The following is a 19,859-nucleotide window of genomic DNA, read 5'->3' on the forward strand; positions in this document are numbered from 1 at the left end:
TGCCGCTGACTCCCAACGGGAAGGTCGACAAGCGCGCTCTGCCCGAGCCGGCGCCCGTCGCCTCCCTCGGCCGCGCCCCGCGCACGCCCCTGGAGGAGACCCTCCTCGCCCTCTTCGCCCGCACCCTCGACACCCCCGCCGACCTCACCATCGACGACGACTTCTTCCACCACGGCGGCCACTCGCTGCTTGCCGCTCGGCTGACGAATCACATCGCCGCCGCTCTCGACGTCCGGCTCACCATCCGCGATGTCTTCCAGCACCCCACCCCCGCCCGGCTCGCCGAGCACATCGAATCGCTGAAGGCCGCGCCGGCGAGGAAGGCCCGTCCCGCCCTCCGCCGCCGCAGCAGCTAGCCCGCGACCACGGCACCACCATCTCCACCACCACCATCTCCACCATCTCCACCACCACCGGCTCCACCACGACCGCGACAGAACGGATCAGCTCATGAACGTCTCTCCGACCCCCGCCCCCGAGGACGTCGTCTGGGACCTGCCCGGCGACCTGCCGCACCGCCTGTCGCTGCTCGTGCTGCCGCACGCCGGAGGCAATGCGCATGCGTACAGCACCTGGCGCGAGCACCTTCCGGCCGATGTGCGGCTGCTCATCGGGCAGTACCCGGGCCGAGGCGCCCGCTTCAGCGAGGACCTGCCCGAGTCCGTCGACGATCTGGCGCTGCCCGTGGTCGACGCCCTTCCCGCGGACACGGGTGCCCTGGTGGTGCTCGGGCACAGCATGGGGTCCCTGGTGGCCTTCGAGGTGACCCGGGCCCTCCAGGCCGTCGGCCGCACCCCGCAGGGCCTGATCGCCTCCGCCTGCCGGGCGCCGGTGCTGCCCAACCAGTGCCCGGTGCACCCGGAGCGGCTGGACGACGACGAGCTGGTCGCGGCCATCAAGGAGCGCGGTGGCACGGACGACGGCATCCTCGACGACGAGGAGCTCCGCGAGATCGTCCTGCCGTCCATCCGCGCCGACTTCGCCATCGACGACGCCTATCAGTGCACCGCCCCTGCCGTACGACTCGACTGCCCGGTCGCGGTGTTCGGCGGGGACGCCGATCCGATCGTCCCGGTCGACCTGCTCGACGGCTGGTCCCTGGTGGCCGGACACCAGATCGTGCCCCAGGTGCTGACCGGTGACCACTTCTACTTCCAGCAGGACCTGCCCGGCTTCTTCGCCCATCTGAACCCGGTCCTGGAGACCCTGCACGCCTCCGCCCCCAGCAACGCCTGAGCCCCCCTGTCACCTGATACGAGGAGACCACCCGCCATGACCACGTACGCCCAGAGCCCGGTCACCGCCGGCATCGACGTCGTCCGGGAGCCCGGCAAGCCGGCCCTCGTCCGGACGCCCGCCTTCGACACGATGGCGGAGGCCACCGCCTGGCTGTCCGCGCAGCTCCCCGCCATCCAGGCCGAACTGCACCGCTCCGGAGCGGTCATGCTCCGCGGCCTTCCGGTGACGGACACGGAGACGTTCGCCGAGGCGCGGGACGCGCTGATCGCCCAGCGCGCCGGGTACAAGGAGAAGGCCACTCCCCGCAGCGACTTCGGCGAAGGGGTCTTCTCCTCCACCGACCTCCCGGCGGCCCAGGCGATCCGCCTGCACAACGAGAACAGCTACACCCTCGACTTCCCCGGCGTGCTGCTCTTCGGCTGCCTCATCGCGCCCGAGACCGGCGGCGCGACCACCGTCGGCGACATGCGCAAAGCCCTCGCGATGCTCCCGCAGGACCTGGTCGACCGGTTCGCCGAGGCCGGCTGGCTCCTCGTGCGCAACTACTCCGACCTGGCGGGCATGCCCTGGCGCAAGGCCTTCTCGTCGGACGAGCCCGCGGGCGCCGAGGAGTACTGCGACGCTCACGCGATCGGCTACGAGTGGCTCGACGAGGACACGCTGCGCACCCGCCAGCGCCGCTCCGCGATCATCACGCACCCGGTGACCGGCGAACGGTCCTGGTTCAACCACTTCGCGTTCTGGAACGCCCGCAGCCTCGACGAGGACGTCCGCGAGGTCCTCACCGACACGTTCGGCGAGGACGGCCTGCCCTTCGACACCCGCGTGGGTGACGGCACCGCCCTCACCGACGCCGAGGTGGACGCCGTCAACGACGTCTACCAGGCGGTCACCCTGCGGGAGAGCTGGCAGGTCGGCGACCTGATGCTCGTCGACAACATCCTCTGCGCGCACGGCCGGGAGTCGTACACCGGCGACCGGAAGATCGTCGTCGCCATGGGCGAGCCGGTACGGCTGTCCGACTGCTCCCCGACCAGCGCCCCCTCCACCACCCTGTACGGAAGGTGAGCCCCGCCATGACCGCCGTCCTCCCCGAGCGCTCCACCGCCGCCCCGGCCGCCTCCGCCACCGACGCCCGCGCCGCCGCCGGTACCGGCGCGGCCGACCTCCTCGCCCGGCTCGCGACCGCCCCCGGCGGCCGCATCGCCGTCGTCGCCGGCGACGACCTCCTCACCTTCGACGAACTGCGGGCCCAGGCCGGTGTGTTCGCCGCCCGGCTCGGCGCCCTCGGCATCGGCCCGGAGAGCGTCGTGGCGCTCTGCCTGCCCCGGGGCGCCGCCCTGGTCACCGCGATCATCGGCACCCTCACCGCCGGCGCCGCCTACCTGCCGGTCGACCCGGCGCTGCCCGCCGACCGCCGCCGCTACCTCGTCGAGGACTCCGGTGCCGACCTGGTGGTCGTGGACGGTGCGGAAGGCTCCCCGGCCCCCGGCGCCCGCGCCGTGACCGCCGCCGAGCTGACGGCCGCCCCGGGCGGCGACCCGGCCCCGTCCCCGTACACGCCGGTCCCGGTCACCGGGGACACGCTCGCGTACGTCATCTACACCTCCGGTTCCACCGGCCGCCCCAAGGGCGTGGAGATCGGCCGCGCCGCCGCCTCCCTGCTGCTCCGGGAACTGGAGGAGGCGGGCGCCGCCACCGGCGAGGGCCGCCGGGTCGGCTGGAACGCCTCGCCGTCGTTCGACGCCTCCGTGCAGCAGTGGACCCGGCTCTGCCGGGGCGACACCCTCGTCATGATCGACGAGGAGACCCGCCGCGACCCGTCGCTGCTCGCCGCCTTCGTCGACGAGCACGCCCTCACCGACCTGGACATCACCCCCTCGCACGCCGACCCGCTCCTCGACCTGCTCACCGAGGACGGCGGCCCGCGCCCGCTGACCCTCCTCGTCGGCGGCGAGGCGATCAGCCCGGCGCTGTGGGACCGGCTCGCGGCCGCCCACCGGAGCGGGCTGCTGCGCGCGCTCAACGTGTACGGGCCGACCGAGTGCACCGTCGACGCCACCGCCGGCCGGATCGACGCGCCGGGGGAGCCGCACATCGGCGCCGTGCTGCCGGGGCTCCGGATGCGCCTGCTCGACGAGAAGCTCGTTCCGGTCGGGCCGGGGGAGTCCGGCGAGCTGTACCTCGCGGGCCCGCGCGTGGGCCGCGGCTACCGCCGCCGCCCCGCACTGACGGCGGAACGCTTCGTCGCGGACATCGACGGTGATGCCTCCGGCGGGCGCATGTACCGCACCGGCGACCGCTGCCGGCTCCTTCCCGACGGCCGGCTCGTCTACCTCGGCCGCGCCGACGGTCAGATCAAGCTGCGCGGACACCGCATCGAACTCCCGGAGATCGAGGCCGCCCTCACCCGGGTGGACGGCGTCGCCGAGGCGGCCGTGATCCTCGGCGAGGACGCGGGCGGCACCGCCTGCCTGATCGCCTACCACCGCGGCGGGGACGCCACCGCCCTGCGCGCCGCGCTGTCGGACGGCCTGCCCGCCTACATGGTGCCGAGCGCGTACGTGGCGGTGGACCGGTTCGCCACGACGCCCAGCGGCAAGCTCGACCGGTCCGCCCTGCCCACCCGGCTGGAGACCCCGGCGGCGGACGCGGAGTCCCCGGAAGTCGGCACCGGCGGTCTGAACGGCCGCGCGGAGGAGCTGATCGCCCGCGTGTGGGCCCAGGTCCTCGGCGCCGCGTCGATCGGCCCGGACGACAACTTCTTCAAGCTCGGCGGTCACTCCCTGCTCGCCATCAAGCTCGTCTCCCGCGTACGGGCCGAGCTGTCCGTGCCCCTCCCGGTCAAGGCCGTGTACGCCCACCCGCGCCTGCGCGACCTCGCCGCCCACATCGAGGAGCTGCTGGCCGCGCGGGATGCCTGACCGCGCTCCCCGCCGGCCCCCCGGCTCCCGCCGGTACCGCGGTCCCCGTCGCCGCCTCACCCGCCCGCCCCCGCCACACACGAGGAGCAGCAACCGTGATCCCCCTGTCCTACGCCCAGCGCCGACTGTGGTTCCTGAACCGGCTGGAGGGTTCCTCCCCGGCCTACAACGCGCCCGTGGTGCTCCGGCTGGGATCGATGCCCGACCCGGTGGCGCTGGAAGCGGCGGTACGGGACGTGGTGGAGCGCCACGAGGTGCTCCGTACCGTGTACCCGGCCCGGGACGAGGAGCCGTACCAGAAGATCCTCGACGACGCCGACGTGCGCTTCGAGGTGGAGGAGTGCGCGGCGGGCGGGGACGTGGAGGCCCGGGCGACGGCCTTCGCCCGGCTCCCCGTGGACATCACACGCGAACTGCCCCTCCGGACGCGGCTGTTCGCGGTGGAGGACGGCACGGCCGTCCTGGTGCTCCTCGTGCACCACATCGCCACGGACGGCTGGTCGGTGGGCTGCCTGCTCGCCGACCTCGACGCCGCCTACCGCGCCCGCACCGAGGGCCGCGCTCCCGGCTGGGAGCCGCTGCCCGTGCAGTACGCGGACTACGCGCTGTGGCAGCGGGACATGCTCGGAGACCCCGAGGACCCCGACAGCACCGCCTACGAGCAGCTCACCCACTGGCGGAAGGCCCTGGACGGCATCCCCGCCGAGACGCGGCTGCCCGCCGACCGGCCCCGGCCCACCGAGCCCGGCCACCGGGGCGCGGTGGTCTCGGCGGACCTCGACGCCGGAACCCACCGGGCCCTCGCCACCGTCGCGCGCGCCCGGCGCGGCACGTTCTTCATGGTGGCCCGCGCCGCCCTGGCGCTCGCCCTGCGGGCGGCGGGCGCGGGCGAGGACGTCGTGATCGGCACGCCGGTGGCGGGCCGGCCCGAGGAGGACCTGCACGAGCTCGTCGGGTTCTTCGTGAACACCCTGGCCCTGCGCACGGACCTCACCGGGGACCCCGGCCTCGGCGCGCTCGTGGACCGCGTCCGGGAGACGGACCTCGTCGCGTTCGCCCACGAGGACCTGCCGTTCGACCTCCTGGTCGAGGACCTCAACCCCGAACGCTCCTTCGGCCGCCACCCGTTCTTCCAGGTCATGCTGAGCGCGCAGACCCGGCAGCAGGACGAGACCGTCCGTCTCGGGGCCGTACCCGCCGTCCTCGACGACGCCGACCTGGCCACCGCCAAGTTCGACCTGAGCTTCCACTGCCAGGAGAGGACGGACGCGGCCGGCGAGCCCGGCGGGGTGCTCCTCGGGCTGCAGTACGCGACCGACCTGTACGACGAGGACACCGCGCGGCTCCTGCTCGCACTGTTCCGGCGGGCCCTGACCGCCTTCGCCGAACAGCGGGACACCACCCCCCTCAGCCGGATCCGGCTCCTCGCGGACGACGAGCGCGACGCCCTCGACCGCCGCCACCGGGCCCTCGCCGAGGCCGCCCGGACCCGCACCGAGAACCGGCGGGAGCGGACGCGGGAGCAGGCCGGGGCCCGCTCCGTCGTGGACCCCCGCGAGGAGATCCTGAACGGCCTGTTCGCGGAGATCCTGGACCGGGTCGACGTACGTCCCGGTGACAACTTCTTCAAGCTCGGCGGGCACTCCCTGCTCGCCGGCAAGCTCACCAACCGCATCCGGGGCGCCCTCGGCCTCCAGGCCGCGATTCGCGACGTCTTCCTCGCCCCGACCCCCCGGCAGCTCCTCCGCCGCCTCGGCGGGCGGGGAGAAGGCCCCCGCCGCCCGGCCCTGCGGCCGGTGCCGGACGAGCACCGGCCCGACCCCGTCCCCCTCTCGTACGCCCAGCGCCGGCTGTGGTTCCTCAATCGCCTCGAAGGCTCCTCCCCGGCGTACAACGCGCCCATGGTGCTCCAGCTCGAAGCGCGGCCCGACACGGCCGTCCTGGAGGCGGCCCTACGAGATGTGATGCACCGTCACGAGGCGCTGAGGACGATGTATCCGGTGCGGGACGGGGAGCCGTACCAGCGCGTCCTGGACGCTCCGGAGCCCCGGGTCGAGGTCGAGGAGTGCGCCACGCGCGAGGACGCGCGGGCCCGGGCGACCGGGTTCGCCAGGATCCCGCTGGACGTGACGTGCGAACTACCCCTCCGAGTAAGCCTGTTCACTGTCCCGGGCGACGGCACGGCGGTTCTCGTCCTGTCGGTGCATCACATCGCCACGGACGGCTGGTCGGTGGGATCCCTGCTCGCCGACCTGGACGCCGCCTACCGGGCCCGCGCGGAGGGCCGGGCCCCCGGCTGGGAGCCGCTGCCCGTCCAGTACACCGACTACGCCCTCTGGCAGCGCGAGCTCCTCGACGGCGAACACGGCATCCGCGAGGGCCAGTTGGTCCACTGGCGCAAGGCCCTGGACGGGATTCCGGCCGAGACGCGGCTGCCCGCCGACCGGCCCCGGCCCACGGAGCCCAGCCACCGGGGCGCGGTGGTCACGGCCGAGCTGGACGCCCCGGTCCACAAGGCGCTCGCCGGCGTCGCCCGCGGCGGCCGGGCCACGTTCTTCATGGTCGTCCGGGCCGCGCTCTCCCTCGCCCTGCGGGCGGCGGGCGCGGGCGAGGACGTCGTCATGGGCACGGCGGTGGCGGGCCGGCCCGAGGAGGACCTGCACGGGCTCGTCGGGTTCTTCGTGAACACCCTGGCCCTGCGCACCGACATGTCGGGCGACCCCACCCTCGCCGAGCTGGTGCGGCGCGTACGGGACGGGGACCTGGCGGCCTTCGCCCACGACGACCTGCCGTTCGACCTCCTGGTCGAGGACCTCAACCCCGAACGGTCCCTCGGCAGGCACCCCTTCTTCCAGGTGATGGTCAGCGCGCAGACCGCGCAGGACACGGCCGTCACCCTCGGCGGCATCGCCGGCACGGCCGACGGAGCCGACCTCGCCGGAGCCAAGTTCGACCTCGCCTTCCACTGCGCCGAGACGCACGACACCGGCGGCGAGCCCGGGGGAGTGCTGCTCGGACTCCAGTACGCGACCGACCTGTACGACGAGGACACCGCGCGGATCCTCCTGGCCCTCTTCCAGCGCGCCCTGACCGCCCTCGCCGAGCGGGCCGGCGACACGCCGCTGAGCGAGGTCGACCTGCTCACCGTCGAGGAGCGCCGGGGCCTCGACCGCCGACACGACGCGCTCGCACGCGCCCTGGCCCAGGGGAAGCAGGCCACGTCCCGCGACGACCGGGCGACGGGCGCGCCTTCCGCGGCGGACCCCCGCGAGGAGATCCTCCGCGGCCTGTTCGCCGAAGTCCTCGACCGGGACGAGGTGCTGCCCGGCGACAACTTCTTCAAGCTCGGCGGACACTCCCTGCTCGCCGGCAAGCTCACCAACCGGATCCGCGGCGCCCTCGGCCTCCAGGCGGCGATCCGCGACGTCTTCCTCGCCCCCACGCCCCGCGGCCTGCTCCGCCGCCTCGGCGAACAGGGCGACGGACCCGCCCGCCCCCCGCTGCGGCCCGTCCCCGGGGCGCTGCGTCCCGCACGCGTCCCGCTGTCCGCCGCACAGCTCCGGCTCTGGTTCCTGGGCCGCCTCGAAGGCCCCAGCGCCACCTACAACATTCCCGTGGTGACCCGGCTGCACCGCCCCGTCGAGCCGGCCACGCTCGCCGCCGCCCTCGCGGACGTCGCCGACCGGCACGAGGTGCTGCGCACCGTCTACCGGACGGCGGACGGCGAGCCGTACCAGCAGGTGCTCGCCGGCGCGAAGCCCGTGCTCCAGGAGATCGGGGCCGACGGCCCGGACGCACTGCGCGCGGCCGTCGACGCGGCCGCCGGGCACGTCTTCGACCTGGCCGCCGAGATCCCCTTCCGGGCCTCGCTCGTGACGGACGGCGACGGCGGCCAGATCCTGGTGCTCCTCGTCCACCACATCGCCGGCGACGGCTGGTCGACGGGCTGCCTGCTCGCCGACCTGGACACCGCCTACCGGGCCCGCGCCGAGGGCCGGGCCCCCGGCTGGGAGCCGCTGCCCGTCCAGTACACCGACTACACCCTCTGGCAGCACGACCTCCTCGACGGCGAACACGGCGTCGCGGGCGAGCAGCTGGCCCACTGGCGCGAGGCCCTCGACGGGCTGCCGCCGCTCCTCGCCCTGCCCACCGACCGGCCGCGCCCCGCCGAGACCGACGGCGCCGGCGCCCTCACGGCCTTCGAGGTGGGCGCCGCCACCCACCGGGCCCTGCTGCGCGTGGCCCGGGGCAACGGCGCCACCCTCTTCATGGTCGTGCAGGCCGCCCTCGCGGCCCTCCTCACCCGGCACGGCGCGGGCACCGACCTCGCGATCGGCACCACCGTCGCCGGCCGCGCCGACGACGCCCTCCACCCGCTCGTCGGCTTCTTCGTCAACACACTGGTCCTGCGCACCGACACCTCCGGCGACCCCGACTTCACCGAACTGGTGCGCAGGGTCCGCGCGTCCGGCCTCGCCGCCTACAGCCACCAGGACCTCCCCTTCGACCGGCTCGTCGAACACCTCAGCCCGCACCGCTCCGCCGCCCACGCCCCCCTCGTCCAGGTGATGCTCCAGGTCCACGCGGCGGCCACCGGTACCGGGACCCGGTCCGTCCTCGACGGCGAACCGGTCGCCTTCAGCGCGGTCGGCGCCAAGTCCGACCTCACCTTCGCCCTCACCGAACTGACCGACGCGGACGGCGGACCGGCCGGCCTGCGGGGCGCCCTGGAGTACGCGACCGCGCTCTACGACGCGGAGACCGCCGCGCTCCTGGCCCGCCGTCTGACCGAGACGCTGGACGCCCTGGCCGCCGACCCCGGCACCGCGCTCTCCGCGACGCCGTACGGCCCGCCGGCCCCCGCCGGCCGGGACGTCGTCCTGGACGAGCGAGGACGCCCCGCGCCGGTACGGGTGCCCGGCGAGGTCCACGAACGGACCCCGGGCGGCGGCCTGCGCGCCACCGGCCGAAGGGCCTTCGCCTCGGCCGACGGGACCCTGCGGCCCGTGGCCACCCTCACCGCGGCCGGCTACCCGGTGGAACCCGGTCACGTCGAGGACGTGCTCGGCCGGCATCCGGACGTGACGGGAGCGGTCGTGGCCGTCCGCGACGACCGGCTGTACGCCTACGTCACCGGCGACGCCGACGAGGCGATCCTGCGCGGCTGGGCCGCCGAGCGGCTCCCCGAGTACCTGGCCCCCGCCCGCGTCCTCGTCGTGCCCCGGCTGCCCGCACCCGGCACCCATGCCGACGCCGCCCCCGAGCGGGAGACGCCGGGCCCGGACGGCCGGGAGCGGCAACTCCTCGGGATCTTCCGCGACGTCCTCGGGGGCCGCCCCGTCGGCCGGAACGACAACTTCTTCAAGTCGGGCGGGCACTCCCTGCTCGCGGTGCGCCTCCTCAACCGCATCCGCGCCGACTTCGGCCAGGACCTCACCCTGAGGGACGTCTTCCGCAACCCGACGGCGGCGACCCTCGCCCGCCGGCTGGCCGACGCGGCCCCGACCGCGCCCGCCGCCGCGGCGGCAGCCCGGCCGCCCGCGGCTCCGACACTGCGCCGTCGGACGACCGCGGGAGCCCGCCGCTCCGACTGAGACCTCGTCTGTCGTGGGCAGCGCTTTGCCCACGGCCGGGAGACGGTGGCGCGGAGGAGTGGTACTGGCCTCCGTCAGGTCACTCGGCGGCGGATCCACCAGACGCAGAACCCGGTCAGGGCCAGGGCGAGGCCGAGGTAGAGCCCGGTCTCGGCCCACTGGAGGGCCCAGAAGTTCCCGGCGGGCTGGTACGTCACCTGCTGCTGGTAGCCCAGGGCGCCGAGGTCGGCGACGCAGCGGTCGACCTGCTGCAGGGCGGGCGGGCCCGACTCGCTGCGCAGGCAGTCGGCGAAGGACGCCGGCACGGGGGCCGGCTGCCCGGCGGCGTTCAGCGTCTGCTGGGAGGTGACCCAGGCCCCGGGCACTTCTTCGAGGTGCGCGACGATATGCCGGGCGCCGTCCTGGATGCTGATGGGGGCGCCGTCGGGCTGGATCGGCACGACGGTCCGGTCCGCGGCGGCCAGGTGGCTCCGGATCCACATCGGCACGGCGATCTGGACGCCGGCGTAGAGGGCGAACGCGGTGGCCATCGCGGGCAGGGTGCGGCGGATGACCAGGCCGAGGGCGACGCCCAGGACGAAGGCGAAGGCGGCATGGGCCATGGGGACGACACCCCGTGCGGCGAAGGCCACGGGGTCGATCCGCGGGAAGTACGTGTCCGTCGCGCCACCGCCGTCGACGGCCCGGTCGATGGGGCTGCTCCACCAGCTCACCGCGAGGCTGGTCAGTCCGGCGGCGGTCATGGAGGCCGCCGCACCGAGGCCCAGTTTGGTCGCCAGCCAGCGCGTGCGGGTGACGCCCTGGTTCCACGCGAGGTAGTGGGTGCCGGTCTCCAGTTCACGGGAGATCAGCGGCGCGCCCCAGAACATCCCGATGATCGCCGGCACGGCGAGCACGGCCAGCAGTCCGGTGTAGTAGAGGGTCTGGTCCGCGCTGGAGACCTGTTCCACCAGGCCGCTGCCGGCCGTCCGGTAGAGGTCGGCCAGCCCGGGGCCGGTGACCGTGAGGGCGGCGGCGAGGGCGGCCACCGCGGCGAACACCACGGCGGCCTGGGTACGGAACTGGCGCCAGGTCAGCCAGATCATCGGAGCACCTCCAGCGTGGGTCGGGTGTCGCGTACCGCATCGGCGGGCCGGGTCATGTAGGCCAGGACGATGTCCTCCAGCCCGAGCGGGCCGACGGTCCAGGACGGATCGTGGACCGGGGTGTCGGCGCGCACCAGGAGGGTGGTCTGCCGTTCCGTGTGGCCGGCGGTGATGACGTGCTGACCGGCCGGGAGTGTGCCCGGGTCGCGTCGTGGGCCGGTGAGCCGGTGGTGGCGGGCGACCAGGTCGTCGATGTCGCCGGCCACCTGCACCCGGGAGTCGACCAGGACGATGACGTAGTCGCAGGTCCGCTCCACGTCGGAGACCAGGTGGGAGGAGAGCACGACGCTCAGCTCGTGCTCGGCGACGGCTTCCATCAGGTCCTGCATGAACTCCCGCCGGGCGAGCGGGTCGAGGGCGGCGACCGGCTCGTCCAGGACGAGCAGTTCCGGGCGCTTGGCGATGCCCAGGGTGAGAGCGAGCTGCGCGCGCTGGCCGCCGGACAGCTTGCCGGCCCGCTGCCCGGGGTCCAGGCCGAGGCGACGGATCCGGTCGCGGGCCACGGCGTCGTCCCAGTTCGGGTTGAGGCGCTTGCCGAGGGCGAGGTGGTCGGCGACGCTCAGCGCCGTGTAGACTGGGGTGTCCTGGGCGACGAAGCCGACCTTGGCCAGCTGATCCACCCCCTCGGCGGGTCGGCCGCCGCACACCTCGATGGTGCCGACCGTCGGGGTCAGCATGCCGCAGGCCAGCTTCAGCAAGGTCGACTTGCCGGCCCCGTTCGGGCCGACCAGGCCGACCACCCGGCCGGCCGGGACGTCCAGGTCGCAGTTCCGCAGCGCCCAGCGCTGCTTGTACCTCTTGCCCAGGCCCCGGGCCCGCAGGACGGCGCTCATGCCACGTCCTCTCCGGCGGCGTCACGAAACGTGTTCGTGAACAGCGCCTCGATGCTCTCGTCGTCGAGTCCGGCCAGGCGGGCCTTGGTCAGCCAGCGCTGCAGGTCCTTGCGGAGCGGTCCGTGCGCGGCGAGCGTGTTGTCGGCCAGCGTCCGGGTCACGAACGTCCCGACACCGGGACGGGCGGCCACCAGGCCGTCGTGCTCCAGTTCCCGGTACGCCTTGAGCACCGTGTTCGGGTTGACCGCCATCTGCCTGGCCACGTCCTTGACGGTCGGCAGCCGGTCCCCCTCCTTCAGCAGACCCAGGCGCAGTGCGTGCCGGACCTGCTGGACCAGTTGCTGGTACGGGGGCAGGCCGGACCGGCCGTTCAGGTGGAACTCAATCACCGGTTCCTCCATTTATCTAGTTGCCTAGCACTATAGCCCTCTGAGTCGACCAATCAGCAAGCAGCGCAGGCCCGTTGGGCGCGGGACCGCATGGTGGGCGCCGGCCGTAGGGCGAGATCCCGGCACCGGCAGCTCCCGGGGCGCGGCTTCTGCCGATCCGAGCTGCCGGGGCGGGCCGAGCTGCCGGAGCGACTGCCCCGGGAGCAGGGGCCGCGCGCCTAGCGTGGAGGCACGGAGGCGAGAGGAACCGTTCGCCCCGGTCTCTCGGCCCTTTACCGGAGGAACTCAGCATGCCCCCCAGCAGAACGGAAGACCTGCTCGACGGCGGACCCTCTCCCGCCCCCGCGCCGCCCGTGCTCGACCTGATCGCCCATCAGACGCGTACCCGCCCCGACGCCCCCGCCCTGGTCCACGCGGACGCCCGCCTGACCTACGGCGAGCTCGCCGCCGCCGTACGGGACCGGGCCCGGGAACTGGCCGAGCGGGGCGCGGGCCCCGGCAGGCTCGTCGCGCTCCACCGGCCGCGCGGCGTCGACGCGATCGTCGGCCTGCTCGCGGTCCTCAGCACCGGCGCGGCGTACCTGCCCCTCGACATCCAGGCCCCCGACGCCCGCAACGAGGCCATCCTCAAGGACGCCTGCGGCGCGTCGGCGCCCACTCCCGCAGAGGTCGCCCGCCACGGCGAACTCGTCCTCGAAGGACCCGGGGCCGAAGAGGGCGCCGCGTACGTCATCTACACCTCCGGCTCCACCGGCACCCCCAACGGCGTGGTCGTCGCCCACGACTCCCTGGCCCACTTCATCGCGGGGGCGACCCCGGCGTACGGCATCGGGCCCGAGGACGCGGTCCTCCAGTTCAGCCCGCTGCACTTCGACGCCAGCATCCAGGAGATCTTCACGACCCTCGGCGCCGGCGGCACCCTCGTCCTGCGCACGGACGACATGCTCGACGTGTCCGAACTCCTCGCGGGCTGTGCCCGGCACGGCGTCACCTACCTCGACCTGCCCGCCGCCTACTGGCACGAGCTCGTCTATGTCCTCACCACCGGCTCCGTCCGCCTCCCCGACGGTCTGCGCACCGTGATGATCTACGGCGAGGCCGCCCTGCCCGAGCGCGTCGCCCAGTGGCGCGGCCTCGTCGGCGACCGGATCCGCCTCCTCAACGGCTACGGCCCCACGGAGACCACCGTCGTCGCCACCATGGCGGACCTCAGCCGCCACGAGGCCGGACCCATCCCCATCGGCCGGCCGCTGCCCGGCGTCCGCGCCGCCGTCGTCGACGGCGAACTGTGGCTGCTCGGCGGCGGCCTGACCCGCGGCTACCTCCACCGGCCCGAGCTGAACGCCCGCCGCTTCACCGAGCTCGACGGCGAACGCGCCTACCGCACCGGCGATCTCGTCACCATCGGCGAGGACCGGCAGATCCTCTACCACGGCCGTCTCGACGACGAGGTGAAGATCGGCGGCCAGCGCATCGACCCCGCCGCCGTCGACTCCGTCCTCGCCGGCCACCCGAAGGTCCGGGAGGCCGCCGTCGTCGCCCAGCAGGACGGCGACGGCGTCAAGCGCCTCGTCGCCTTCGTGGTCACCGAGGGCGGCACGGGCGCGGAGGAGCTGCGCGACTGGGTACGCGCGCGCATGCCCGCCGCCGCCGTGCCCGCCGTCTCGATCGTCGTCGCCCTGCCCCGCACCAGCTCCGGCAAGATCAACCGCAAGGCGCTGCGCACGGCCGACCCCCGTCTGCCCGTCGTCGACGAGGAACCCCTGCCCGCCGAGGACCGGATCCCGCTCTCCCACGCCCAGCGCCGGCTGTGGCTGGTCGGCCAGCTCGACGGACCGTCCGCGGCCTACAACATGCCGATCGTCCTCGACCTGGAGACGGTCCCCGACCGGGCCGCGCTCGCCGCCGCGGTGGCCGACGTCGCCGAACGGCACGAGGTGCTGCGCACCGTGTTCCTCGCCCCCGAGGACGAGCCGTACCAGCACGTCCTCGCCCCCGGCGCCGTACGGCTGCGCACCGTCGAGTGCCCGGCGGAGGAGCGCGCCGAGCGGGTCGCCCGGTTCACCGCCGAGACCTTCGACCTGTCCCGCGAACTCCCGCTGCGCGTCGCCCTGTTCCTTCCGGAGGCCGGAGCCGGCGCGTCCGGTGCGTCCGACGGATCCGGCGCCGCCGACGGCCCCGCCGCCACCCTGGCCGTGCTGCTCCACCACGTCGCCGGCGACGGCTGGTCCCTCGAACCGCTGATGACCGACCTCGCCCACGCCTACGCCGCCCGCGCCGAGGGCCGCGCGCCCGAACGGGAGCCGCTGCCCGTCCAGTACGCCGACTACACCCTCTGGCAGAACGACCTCCTCGGCGACGCCGACGACCCCGACTCCGTCGCGGCCGGGGGCCTCGCCCACTGGAGCGCCGCCCTGGAGGGACTGCCGGACGCGACCGATCTGCCGCTCGACCGGCCCCGGCCCGCCGTCCGCGCCCACGACGGCGGCCTGGTGACGGCCGCCGTCGAACCGGCCGTCCACGCACGGCTCGCCCGTCTCGCCGAGGAACACGACGCCAGCCTGCTCATGGTGGTGCAGGCCGCGCTCGCGCTCGCCCTGCGCGCGGCCGGTGCCGGTGAGCGCACCGTCCTCGGCACCCCCGTCGCCGGACGCGACGACGAGGCCCTCGACGAGCTCGTCGGCTTCTTCGTCAACACGCTGGTGCTGCCCACGGACACCTCCGGGGACCCCACCTTCACCGACCTGCTGCACCGGGTCCGGGACACCGACCTCGCCGCCTTCGCCCACCAGCGGCTCCCCTTCGACCTCCTCGTGGAGCACCTCAACCCGCCCCGCACGCCCGGCGTCCACCCGCTCTTCCAGGTGATGCTGACCCTGCGGACCACGGGCCCCGACGGCGGCCCCTTCCACCTCGGCGCCATCGAGGGCCGCTTCGCCGGCGAAGGACCGGCCACCACCAAGTTCGACCTCACCGCCGCCTTCGAGGAGCTCCGGGACGCCGCCGACGCACCCGCCGGACTCCGCATCGGCCTGGAGTACGCGCGCGACGTACTCGACGAGGACACCGCCCGTATCCTGCTCACCGCCCTGGAGCGCGCCCTGCGCGCCGCCGCCGAGCGGCCCGGGGCCCCGGTCCCGGACACCGGCCTCGTCGACCCCGCGACCCGGCACGCCCTGGACGAGCGACGCGCCCGGACCGCCGCCCGCGCCGCCGAGGCGACCGCGCCTTCCGGCACGGAGCCGCCGGCCGAGCACACCGACACCCTGCGGGAACTGTTCGCCGAGGTCCTCGGCCTCGACCAGGTCGGCCCCCACGAGGGCTTCTTCACCATCGGCGGCCACTCCATGAGCGGGGTGCGCCTCGCCAACCGGATCCGCGCCCGCCTCGGCGCCGACGTCCAGGTCCGCGACCTGCTCCTCGCGCCCACCCCCGACGCCCTCGCCCGCCGCATCGCCGCGCAGGCCACCACCCGGGAGACCCCGGAGCCGGGCCGCCCCCGCCCCGTCCCCCGCGCGGACCGGCCCGCACGCGTCCCCCTCTCGTACGCCCAGCGCCGGCTGTGGTTCATCGACACCCTCGAAGGCCCCAGCGCCTCCTACAACATCCCCCTCGTCCTGCGCCCGGTGGACCCCCTCGACGCCGGCGCGCTCGCCGAGGCCCTCACCGACCTCTCCGACCGGCACGAGGTGCTCCGCACCCGCTACCGGACCGTCGACGGCGAGCCCCACCAGGAGATCCTGTCCGCCGTCCGGCCCCCGCTCGACCTGCGGTCCGTGCCCGCCGAGCGGCTCCGGGCCGCCGTCGCCGAAGCCGCCGGACACGTCTTCGACCTGGCCGAGGAGACACCCCTGCGGGCCGCCCTCGTCACCCCCGACGACGGCGGCGGACAGGTCCTCGTCCTGCTCGTCCACCACATCGCCGCCGACGGCTGGTCCACCGGCCCCCTCCTCGCCGACCTCGGCACCGCCTACCGGGCCCGCGCCGAGGGCCGGGCCCCCGGCTGGGAGCCGCTGCCCGTCCAGTACGCCGACTACACCCTCTGGCAGAACGACCTGATCGACGGCCCGGCCGCCGAAGCCCACCTGGAGTTCTGGGAGCGGAACCTCGCGGGCGCCCCCGCCGTGCTCGAACTGCCCTCCGCCCGCCCCCGCCCCGCCGAGGCCACCCACCGCGGCGGACGCGCCCCCGTCACCGTCGACGCCGCCACCCACCGGGCCCTCGACACCCTGGCCCGGCGCAGTGGCGCCACCCTGTTCATGGTCCTCCAGGCGGCCCTGGCCGCCGTCCTCACCCGGCACGGCGCGGGCACCGACCTGCCGCTCGCCACCATGACCGCGGGACGCGACGACGAGACGCTCGGCGACCTGGTCGGCTTCTTCGTCAACACCCTGGTGCTGCGCACCGACACCTCCGGCGACCCCGCCTTCACCGAACTCCTCGACCGGGTCCGGCGCGCCGACCTCGCCGCGTACGGGCACCAGGAGCTCCCCTTCGACCGGGTCGTCGAGCACCTCAACCCCGTACGCACCACCGCCCACCACCCGCTGGCCCAGGTCGTCGTCCAGCTCCACCACGACTACACGGGCGACGCGCCCGGAGCCGCCGCCGCGAAGAGCCTCTTCCACGCGGCGGGAGAACCCCTCCTCGACACCGTCTCCACCAAGTTCGACCTGACCTTCGCCCTGGACGAGCGGCGGGACGGGGAAGGCCGGCCCGCCGGACTGGCCGGCGGCCTGGAGTACGCCACGGACCTGTTCGACGCGCCCACCGCCGCGCTGCTCGCCGCGCACCTGGAGCAGACCCTGCGGGCGGCGGCGGCCGACCCCGGCGTACGGATCGGGGACGTCGACCTGTTCACCGCCGCCGACCGGTTCCGGCTGGTCAGTGAGTACAACGACACCGCCACCGTGGTCCCCGGCGCCCCGGAGACGATCCACGCGCTGATCGCCCGCCGGGCCGCGCTGACCCCCGACGCGTCCGCGCTGATCACCGACGAGGAGACCGTCGGATACGGAGCGCTCGACGCCCGCGCCGACGCGCTGGCCGCCCGCCTGGGGGCCGCCGGCGTGCGCCGCGGCGACACCGTCGGCGTCCTCCTCGAACGCGGCGTGCCCCTGGTGGTGACGGCCCTCGCGGTCCTCAAGCGCGGCGCCGCCTATCTGCCGCTGGACCCACGGCTCCCCGAGGCGAGGATCCGGCTGATGCTGGAGGACGCCGGGGTGCGCGTGGTGGCGACCGACGCGGAGCACGCCACCGCGGTGGCCGCCCCGACGCTGCTGCTCGTGGACGCGCCCGAGGCCGGGGAGCCGCTCGCCGAGGACGTTCCCGCCACCGGGGACGACCTGATGTACGTGATGTTCACCTCCGGGTCGACGGGCCGGCCGAAGGGCGTCGGCGTCACCCACCGCAACGTCGTGGAGCTCGCCGGAGACCGCGACCTCCGCACCGGGGGACCGCGCCGGATGCTGGTCCACTCGGCGACCGGGTTCGACGCCTCCGTCTTCGAGATCTGGGTGCCGCTCCTCAACGGCGGGAGCCTCGTCCTCATGCACGGCGACGGCACGGACCTGGCGGAGACCGCCCGCGCCGTCCGCGAACACGGCGTCACCACCGCCTACTTCACCGTCGGTCTCTTCCACGTCATGGCCGAAGAGGGCCTGGACACCCTGCGGTCGCTGCGCGAGGTGTGGACCGGCGGCGACGTCGCCGCCCCGGCCGCCGTCCAACGCGTCCTCAGCCACTGCCCGGACACCGTCCTGGTCCACTCGTACGGCCCCACCGAGACCACCTTCGCCTCCCACAACCAGTGGTTCGGCACCGGCGAACGCGCCCTGCGCGGCGCCGGACTCCACCTCGGCCGGCCCATGGACAACACCCGCAGCCACGTCCTCGACGACCACCTGCGCCCCGTCCCGCCCGGCGTCCCCGGAGAGCTGTACATCGCCGGCTCGCACGTGGCCCGCGGCTACGTCGGCCGGGCCGGACTGACCGCCGAGCGGTTCGTCCCCGACCCCTTCGAGGGCGACGGCAGCCGCATGTACCGCACGGGCGACCGCGTGCTGTGGACCCCCGCCGGCGAACTCCGGTTCCTGGGACGGGCGGACGGCCAGATCAAGCTGCGCGGCGTACGGATCGAACCCGGCGAGGTCGAGCGCGCCCTCGCCGCGCACCCCTCGGTCGGCCAGGCGCTCGTCGTGGTCCGCGAGGACCGGCCCGGGGAGAAGAGCCTCGTCGGCTACGTCGTCCCCCGCGCGCAGACGGCGGTCACCGAGGCCGAACTGCTCGCCGGGGCGCGCGCCACGCTCCCCGAGCACCTCGTGCCCTCCGCCGTCGTCGTCCTCGACGCCCTGCCGCTCACCGTCAACGGCAAACCCGACCGCGCGGCGCTCCCCGCACCGCACCGCCCCACCGCCGCCGAGGGCGGTCGGCAGCCCCGCAACGCCCGCGAGGAGGTGCTGTGCGCGCTGTTCGCGGAGATCCTCGACGTGCCCCGGGTCGGCATCGACGACAACTTCTTCGCCCTGGGCGGCCATTCGCTGCTCGGCGTCCGCCTGGTCAACCGCGTCCGCGGCGTCCTCGGCATCGAGCGCACCGTCCGCGACCTGTTCCGCCTGCCCACCCCCGCCGGGCTGCTCGGCTCGCCGGACGACGAGAGCGACGACGGCACGGCCGCCGCCCTGGGCGTCCTGCTCCCGCTGAGCACCCGCGGCACCCGTCGCCCGCTGTTCTGCGTCCACCCCGGCACCGGTGTCGGCTGGGCCTACGCGGGCCTCGCCCGCCACCTGGGCGACGACCAGCCGCTGTACGCGCTCCAGGCCCGCGCGCTGAGCGAACCCGGCCACCGGCCGCGCAGCGTCGAGGCGATGGCCGACGACTACCTGGAGCAGATCCGGCGGATCCAGCCCTGGGGCCCCTACCGGCTGCTCGGCTGGTCGTACGGCGGTCTCGTCGCCCACACCATGGCGGTACGGCTCCGCGAGGCCGGCGAGCGGGTCGAACTGCTCGCGCTGATGGACGTCCACCAGACCGGGCCCGGAAGCGTCTCCGTCCTCCCGCCCGAGGCGAGGGCCGAGAAAGCGCGGGAACTCGCCGAGGCGATCGAGGACATCCGCCGCGAGGACCCCGTCCTCGCCGGATTCTCCGACGCGGAACTCCACGCCGTGCTCCACGCCTCCGAGACCCACGCCGCCCTCATGGCCCGGCACGTGCCGGGCGTCGCCGACACCGACACGCTGTTCTTCACCGCCCGCCGGCCGGGGGAGCGCGAAGGCGCTCTCGCCGCCACCTGGATTCCCTTCACCGAAGGCGTCATCGACAATCACACGGTCGAATGCGGCCACCTTCAGATGACCGAACCGGAACCTCTCGAAACAATCGGAAGAATTGTCGCGGAGAAACTCTCCGCGCTTCAGAAGGAAGAAACGAGGAGCCAGTCATGAGCGAGTCCGTCAACCCGTTCGACAACGCCGAGGGCACCTTCCACGTCGTCGTGAACGACGAGGGCCAGCACTCCCTGTGGCCCGCCTTCGCGGACATCCCGGCGGGCTGGACCAGTGTCTGGGGCGCCGGCGACCGCGACGAAGCCCTGGAGTACATCACCGCCAACTGGACCGACATCCGCCCGCGCAGCCTCGTCGCCCAGTACGCCTGACACACCCGACCGAAGCGCCGTGCCCCGCAGCCGATGCGGGGCACGGCGCTTTTTCTGTGCGGTAATTGCGGAGCGAAAGTG

Annotated in this window: 10 protein-coding genes; 7 read left to right on the forward strand and 3 right to left on the reverse strand. The window is 74.6% G+C overall.

All coding sequences use genetic code 11. The features are described from left to right. The 5 genes from ACFYUS_RS27870 to ACFYUS_RS27890 form a co-directional block, all read left to right on the forward strand. The coding region (locus tag ACFYUS_RS27870) for a phosphopantetheine-binding protein (RefSeq protein ID WP_388857709.1) at positions 1–356 on the forward strand (356 nt) is incomplete at its 5' end. A 94-nt stretch (positions 357–450) separates the two neighbouring features. Further along, the gene (locus ACFYUS_RS27875; protein WP_388857712.1) at positions 451–1,236 is read left to right on the forward strand and encodes a thioesterase II family protein; all 786 of its coding nucleotides are present in this window, start codon (positions 451–453) and stop codon (positions 1,234–1,236) included. Positions 1,237–1,272: 36 nt separating this feature from the next. After that, a complete protein-coding gene (locus ACFYUS_RS27880; protein ID WP_388857715.1) occupies positions 1,273–2,307 on the forward strand; it encodes a TauD/TfdA family dioxygenase in 1,035 nt (344 codons plus the stop codon). 8 nt (positions 2,308–2,315) lie between these two features. Then, positions 2,316–4,163, forward strand: coding sequence for an amino acid adenylation domain-containing protein (locus ACFYUS_RS27885; protein WP_388857718.1), 1,848 nt, complete (start codon positions 2,316–2,318; stop codon positions 4,161–4,163). Between the two features lie 95 nt (positions 4,164–4,258). Further along, positions 4,259–9,757 (forward strand): condensation domain-containing protein, encoded by a 5,499-nt coding sequence (locus ACFYUS_RS27890; protein ID WP_388857721.1) that lies wholly within the window; start codon positions 4,259–4,261, stop codon positions 9,755–9,757. 74 nt (positions 9,758–9,831) lie between these two features. Here ACFYUS_RS27890 and ACFYUS_RS27895 read toward each other — a convergent pair whose 3' ends face one another. Genes ACFYUS_RS27895 through ACFYUS_RS27905 form a run of 3 tightly spaced genes read right to left on the reverse strand, consistent with a single transcriptional unit; the run spans position 9,832 to position 12,136 of the window. Then, positions 9,832–10,842 carry a transporter gene (locus ACFYUS_RS27895; RefSeq protein WP_388857724.1) on the reverse strand — a complete coding sequence of 337 codons (1,011 nt, stop codon included), beginning with the start codon at positions 10,840–10,842 and terminating at the stop codon, positions 9,832–9,834. Then, positions 10,839–11,735, reverse strand: coding sequence for an ABC transporter ATP-binding protein (locus tag ACFYUS_RS27900; RefSeq protein ID WP_388857727.1), 897 nt, complete (start codon positions 11,733–11,735; stop codon positions 10,839–10,841). Before ACFYUS_RS27900 ends, ACFYUS_RS27895 begins: the two co-directional genes overlap by 4 nt. Continuing rightward, a complete protein-coding gene (locus tag ACFYUS_RS27905; RefSeq protein WP_388857730.1) occupies positions 11,732–12,136 on the reverse strand; it encodes a GntR family transcriptional regulator in 405 nt (134 codons plus the stop codon). Before ACFYUS_RS27905 ends, ACFYUS_RS27900 begins: the two co-directional genes overlap by 4 nt. Before the next feature lie 278 nt (positions 12,137–12,414). Between ACFYUS_RS27905 and ACFYUS_RS27910 the strand changes: the two genes are divergently transcribed. Beyond that, complete coding sequence (locus ACFYUS_RS27910) at positions 12,415–19,566, forward strand: amino acid adenylation domain-containing protein (RefSeq protein WP_388857733.1); 7,152 nt, start codon at positions 12,415–12,417, stop codon at positions 19,564–19,566. Then, positions 19,563–19,778, forward strand: a complete 216-nt coding sequence (locus ACFYUS_RS27915; RefSeq protein ID WP_388857736.1) for an MbtH family protein — start codon at positions 19,563–19,565, stop codon at positions 19,776–19,778. Before ACFYUS_RS27910 ends, ACFYUS_RS27915 begins: the two co-directional genes overlap by 4 nt. Positions 19,779–19,859: the final 81 nt, after the last annotated feature.

Origin of the sequence: Streptomyces sp. NPDC004284, from assembly GCF_042874035.1 — a bacterium.
GTDB lineage: Bacteria > Actinomycetota > Actinomycetes > Streptomycetales > Streptomycetaceae > Streptomyces.